At 59.5% G+C, this 5,684-nt stretch carries 5 protein-coding genes; 4 read left to right on the top strand and 1 reads right to left on the bottom strand.

Annotated elements, in window-relative coordinates:
• Nucleotides 1-200: 200 nt before the first annotated feature.
• Nucleotides 201-1,484 carry an ATP-grasp domain-containing protein gene (locus CU669_RS20780; RefSeq protein ID WP_239988827.1) on the top strand — a complete coding sequence of 428 codons (1,284 nt, stop codon included), beginning with the start codon at nucleotides 201-203 and terminating at the stop codon, nucleotides 1,482-1,484.
• Here CU669_RS20780 and CU669_RS21260 read toward each other — a convergent pair.
• Complete coding sequence (locus CU669_RS21260; RefSeq protein WP_146747840.1) at nucleotides 1,472-2,122, bottom strand: hypothetical protein; 651 nt, start codon at nucleotides 2,120-2,122, stop codon at nucleotides 1,472-1,474. The genes CU669_RS20780 and CU669_RS21260 overlap by 13 nt on opposite strands.
• Before the next feature lie 345 nt (nucleotides 2,123-2,467).
• On the opposite strand from CU669_RS21260, the gene CU669_RS20790 reads away from it, so the two are divergent.
• From CU669_RS20790 to CU669_RS20800, 3 genes are read left to right on the top strand one after another with little or no spacing between them, the layout of a single operon-like run.
• A complete protein-coding gene (locus CU669_RS20790; protein ID WP_112147505.1) occupies nucleotides 2,468-2,725 on the top strand; it encodes a tetratricopeptide repeat protein in 258 nt (85 codons plus the stop codon).
• A gap of 33 nt (nucleotides 2,726-2,758) precedes the next feature.
• Complete coding sequence (locus CU669_RS20795; protein ID WP_275667831.1) at nucleotides 2,759-4,204, top strand: O-linked N-acetylglucosamine transferase, SPINDLY family protein; 1,446 nt, start codon at nucleotides 2,759-2,761, stop codon at nucleotides 4,202-4,204.
• 14 nt (nucleotides 4,205-4,218) lie between these two features.
• Nucleotides 4,219-5,421, top strand: a complete 1,203-nt coding sequence (locus tag CU669_RS20800) for a class I SAM-dependent methyltransferase (RefSeq protein ID WP_205119535.1) — start codon at nucleotides 4,219-4,221, stop codon at nucleotides 5,419-5,421.
• The last annotated feature ends 263 nt before the right edge of the window (nucleotides 5,422-5,684 follow it).

Here is a 5,684-nt window from a genome sequence, read left to right on the forward strand (position 1 = left end):
CGCCAGCGTCAAACTCATCATGCGGCGATTGGCTCGGGGGTAATGCAATCAGACCGATTCAGATTCAGACTCTTAGACCCAAAGTACAAAATGGCACCTGCAGATCCATGGCACAGGCCTCAGCTTAACGAGCGATGACAGAGCTTGAGAGCCAAGCCTCCCGATAGTAATTACATTAATAACGGACAGGAGAATCAAAATTGGGCGATAAACATTTCGCATTTGTTACTAATGATGGAGAAGAATCGACGGGCCGCCACTGGCCGCAACTCTCCTACGGAATGGCGAAGCTGACGGGCATGGCTTTTAGGGGCGAAAACATGATGCCTCTAGCCCTCGAACTAAATGCTCGGATAGATGCGGATGCCAGTGATACGGCCGCTATGATGGATTTGGCAACAATCCACATACTGTGGGGGCAGGAGGAGCGTGCAAAACTCTATCAGAGTCACGCTTTCTGCCAACAACGGATCTACCGAGACCCGTGTCATCGCGATACCAGCATTCGGCTCCTGGCTCTTGCCGCGCCAGGAAATCTGATGGCGAACAGTCCGATACAATTTCTGTTGGAAGACTCTGACATTTGCCTCGATATTCTCTATATCGTACCGGGCACAGTTTTTCCAGAAATCACCCCCGACCATGATGTAGTCATGGTTATCGTGGGAGAATCAGACGATAGCCACGAAATACTTGAGTGCATATCGGGTTCTACCGATCGGTGGCCGTGCCCGATCAATGATCCCCGCAGTGTCTTAAACCTCTCGCGTGACAGCGTAAGCTCCTTGCTGGCCGAGGCACCGGGGATCTTCATTCCATCGACGATCCGAGCCGTGCCTCCAGAGTTGATGCAATTAGGGCTTGGCCAAGTGGCACTGAGCGAAGTGCTGCCTGGTGCCAAATTCCCGATTATCGTTCGTCCTCTGGACTCCCATGCTGGCATAGGGCTTGAGAAGCTCGACGAACCTGCGGCTATCGCTTCATATCTCTTGGCCCATCCCGCTGATGAGTATTACTTATCTAGTTTTATCGATTATCGTAGCCAGGGAGGGATGTTCCGGAAATACCGGATCGTCGTTATTGATGGCTGCCCTTATGTCTGCCATATGGCGGTATCGAGTAACTGGATGGTCCATTACCTTAACGCAGGTATGTACGAAAGTGCGGAAAAGCGGGACGAGGAAGCCAAGGCATTCACGACCTTTGATAGTGACTTTGCCAAACGTCACGCTGTCGCTTTCAAGGCATTGGTAGACTGCCTTAATCTAGACTATTTCGCCATAGACTGCGCGGAGACCACCGATGGCAGATTGTTCATATTCGAGGTGGGCACGGCGATGATCGTTCACGCCATGGACCCAGAAGACGTTTTCCCCTACAAGCGCCCCCAGATGCAACGAATCTTCCATGCCTTCCAGGAAATGCTGCATCGCCGTGTCATGGGGGCCACTACCCCAAACAGAGGGCGGATTCAAGTTCCGTAACGAACACCGCCATTTGACACGTCGTTCGTGTCGTCCAACTTCGCGACCAACTTTGCGAATTCCTCGTTCGGCGTTGCGAAGCCGAGCGTCTTGCGTGGCTTTACCTGAGAAAGCAGGAAATGCCGCAGTCTTTCGGCCGTAAAGGTCTGGGGATCGGTCCCCAGATTCTGCAGCAACGCCGAAATGGGTAAGCGATAACTGATGAGCGTACTGCTCATCGTTCCGCGTTGCGCTCGCATCCATTCAGTGAACTCGCTCCAAAGCCGCTCGGACGGAGACGGCGTGGTCGGAGCGGGCATCGATCCACGGACAACACCGGTCGCTTCAAAAAAGCCGACGAATACGCGAGCGCTTTGATAGAGATGCAGATGATCACCGTTGCGAGAGCGCAGTCGTTCCTGTCGGGTGAGATCACGATGCAGTCGATCCAACGCGTCTCGATTTAATCCCTCGACGGGGATTCCCACTGCCTTGGCCCAGGCGGCAAAATGGATAACCTCTCGTACATGGCGGCGAATACAAACCCGGCGATAGCCTTGCTCATCAAGCCACTCGGTGAACGCATCCAGATGTGCGCCGACCAGTCCCGAGCGATAACGCTCCAAAGTCGGCGGCGATATGAAATAGTCTGTCAGCATGCTGCGCTCCTTACAGGATGCCCTGTAGGGCGGCAGCATTATGGGAAGCAGAATCAGGGCTCGGGTTCTGAAAACCGCCTGCCAGACAGGCGGTCGCCACCACCCCGCGTCAGCTTACTTCCCATAATCATAGTCTGCCCATAAGAACAGAAAACCGACATAAGCAAGGGGAACCGAAAGCGGCCACTCGGGGGACGTCCGCTGTGGCCCCTGGGTGCCAGGAAGAGACGCTCGCGAGCGGCGCAATTGTTAGAAGACTTAGTGCGGCCATTGGTGCCCCGAGAACTCGATTGCCGGGCTTTACTAGTCGGACTATCTTCCTCTCGTTCTCTTGAAGGGGTGGTAATGCCGTTGAATCGCAAACAGCGTCGTACGCAAGCGAAGAAGGCAACAGGCTCAGCCCCTCAGTCAGCGGGGCCCAGCGTCCAACAGCTCGTCGCCGAGGCACTTCAGCATCACCATGCAGGACGGCTGACCGACGCGATCGCGGCTTATCGCCGGGTGTTGGCCTTGGTTCCTGGGTCCGCCCCCGCCTATTGCAACCTGGGCGTGGCCATTGAAGCGCAAGGCCGGCTAGACGAGGCGATCGCCGCCTATCGCTAGAGTCTCGCCCTCCATCCCGACGACGCTGACACACTGTCCAACCTGGGCAGCGCCTTGATGAAGCAGGGCAAGATGATCGACTCGGTGGCGGCCTGCCGCCGCGCCCTCGCCATCCGACCGGACCACGCCGCCGCCCTCGCCAATCTGGGCGCGGGCTTGCAATTAACGGGACGAATCGACGAATCATTGGACGCCTGCCGCCGCGCCCTCGCCATTCGACCGGACCACGCCGCCGCGCTGTCGACTCTCTGCATGACCGCGCATTATTCCACAGCCGTCACCGGCGCCGAGATGCTATCCATCGCCCGTGCCTGGGCACGGCTACACGAACGGGCTGATCCTGCCCCAATCTTCGACAACGACCGCGCCCGAACTCGGCCGTTACGCGTCGGATATGTGTCCGGTGATTTACATGCCCACCCGGTGGGATTTTTCCTCGGCGCCGTCCTCCCCGCCCATGACCGCCAGCGCGTCGAGGTGACCTGCTACACCACCTCCGCGAGGGTCGACGACGTGACCGTCCGTCTGCAACAAGGAGCCGACCGGTGGCGTAGTCTGATCGGATTATCCGACGATATGGCGTCAGCGCTGATTCGCCAGGACGCAATCGACGTGCTGGTCGACCTGTCTGGTCTCACGCCGTATAACCGCCTGCCAATGTTCGCCCGCCGTGCGGCGCCGGTGCAGGCGACGTGGTTGGGGTATTTTGGCACCACCGGTTTGGCCGCCATGGACTACATCCTGGCCGACCGCTTCGTGATACCTGAGGGCGAAGAAGGCAATTTCAGCGAAACGGTCTGGCGCCTGCCCGACAGCTATTTGTGCTTCGAGCAGCCCCCGTTCGATATCGCCGTGGAAGAGCCGCCGGCACGACAGACTGGCTCGGTCACCTTCGGCTGCTTCAACCGGTTGAGCAAAATCAGTCCAGAAACGATCGCACTGTGGTCCGCAGTGTTACACGCCGCGCCGGTTTCGACGCTGCTCCTAAAATCTTTCGAATTCGACGACGACGCGTTGTGCGCCTCGCTGAGGTCGCGATTCGCCACCTACGGCATCGACCCCGACCGCGTGACCATCGAAGGGCCGGAACCCCGCCAAGCGCTGCTGCGCAGTTACAACCGCGTCGATGTCGCCCTCGACCCTCTCCCCTACGGCGGCGGCACGACCACGGCCGAGGCCCTATGGATGGGGGTGCCGGTGGTCACGCTACGCGGCGACCGCTGGGTCGGCCGCGTCAGCGAGAGCATCCAGGCCGCCGCCGGCCTGTCTGAATTGGTGGCTCCCGATGTCGCCGCCTATGTCGCCCTGGCCTCGGGACTGGCCGCCAATCTAGACTTCCTTGGCGAATTGCGCGCGGCGCTGCGGCCGTCCATGGTAGCGTCGCCGCTGTGTGACGGGAAACGCTTTGCCCGCAACCTCGAAGACGCCTATCATGGCATGTGGCAGGCATGGTGCAAACAAACGGTGACCAAGCAATGAAGAGGATCCCCGCCTTGCGCTCGGCAATCTGCTCGGCCTGCGGTCATAATGTGGCTGTGCCGTTCTTGGACAGCCCGTCGCAGCCGCTTGCCACCCTTGCATGGCCATCTAGCGCCGAGATAGCCCGCAATCTTCCCAAACTGCCGCTGGATTTCGTGCGCTGCGTCGATTGCGGCCACATATTCAATATGGCCTTCGAATACGACGAGGTGCCGTATTCCGAAAAGCCCAACCTGATGTTCAACAGCGGCGCCATCTGGTCCGAATTCATCCAAGGCGTCCGCCGCGCCATGCTGGACCGCTTGCCCGAACAGCCGGTGGTGGTCGAAGTCGGCCACGGGGACGGCAGCTTTCTGGCCGCGTTGGCGGAGGGCCGGCCGGCGGGGCGCTACATCGGCTTCGACCCTAACGGCTCGTTGCACTGTTCACCGAGAATCGAGCTACGGCGCGAACTGTTCGACACGGCGCAACTGGCAGAGCTGAAACCGGATCTGATTGTCAGCCGTCATGTCCTGGAACACCTGGTCAATCCGTTGGGGTTCCTCCAGCGCGTGTCCTTCGCGGCTGAATGCCTAGGCCAGCGGCCGCTGACCTATCTGGAGACCCCGTGCATCGACAACGCCCTGACCACCGGGCGGACGGTCGATTTTTATTACGAACATTCGTCGCACTTCACCACCCAGTCCTTCAGCCGGATGCTAAGCCGCTGCGGCGCCGACGTCTTGGAGGTCGGGCACGGCTATGGCGGCGAAGTCGTCTATGGCTTCATCGTCCTGGGCGCGCCGGACGCCGCCGTCGCCACCGCCCACGCCGCCGGCGCCTTCCGGGAGCAAGCCGAGGCGGCGCTCGACACTATTCAAGGGCAGTTGGCGGCTTTGCACGACTCGGGGCAGACGGTGGCCATCTGGGGCGGGACCGGCAAGTCCGCAGCCTTCATCTGCCGCTATGGAGTCGACGCTCTGCGCTTTCCGATCGTGGTGGATTCCGACGTCAAAAAGATCGGCACCTTCGTTGCGGGCTCCGGCCAGGAAATCCGGTTTCGCGATTGGCTGCTCGACCATCCTGCCGAGGTGATCATCATTCCACCGCAATGGCGCGCGGCCGACATCGTCGAGGAAATGGCGAAAACGGGGATCGTCGCGGAAAAGGTATTGATCGAGCATGACAGCCGGCTGATCGATTTCCATCTTGCCGTCCATCCCTATCGACTGGCTTGACGCCCGCTTCGGATGGATTGAGCCTCACCACCGCCTCAACCGCACGAGCCAACGCGCAGAAGCCCTTGCCTGAGTGGGCCACCGGGGGCCGCATCGATTCAACGTTTCCTCAGTCCAACCCGAACGATCATCCGCCTCGATCCGTCAAAATAACGCATCTGGGTCAGGTCCGGCCTGCGATGACCCGTCGGCGAGGTCCTCCATCGCCACAAGATGGCCAAGCATTTCGACCTCACCATCGGCGATGCCAGCTTCAGCTTTCG

The sequence above is a fragment of the Paramagnetospirillum kuznetsovii genome (genome assembly GCF_003284725.1).
Classification (GTDB): domain Bacteria; phylum Pseudomonadota; class Alphaproteobacteria; order Rhodospirillales; family Magnetospirillaceae; genus Phaeospirillum; species Phaeospirillum kuznetsovii.

Excerpts from the sequence above, each read along its gene's own strand:
- CU669_RS20790 (WP_112147505.1), top strand. The coding sequence starts at position 2,468 with ATGCCGTTGAATCGCAAACAGCGTCGTACGCAAGCGAAGAAGGCAACA.
- CU669_RS21260 (WP_146747840.1), bottom strand. The coding sequence starts at position 2,122 with ATGCTGACAGACTATTTCATATCGCCGCCGACTTTGGAGCGTTATCGC.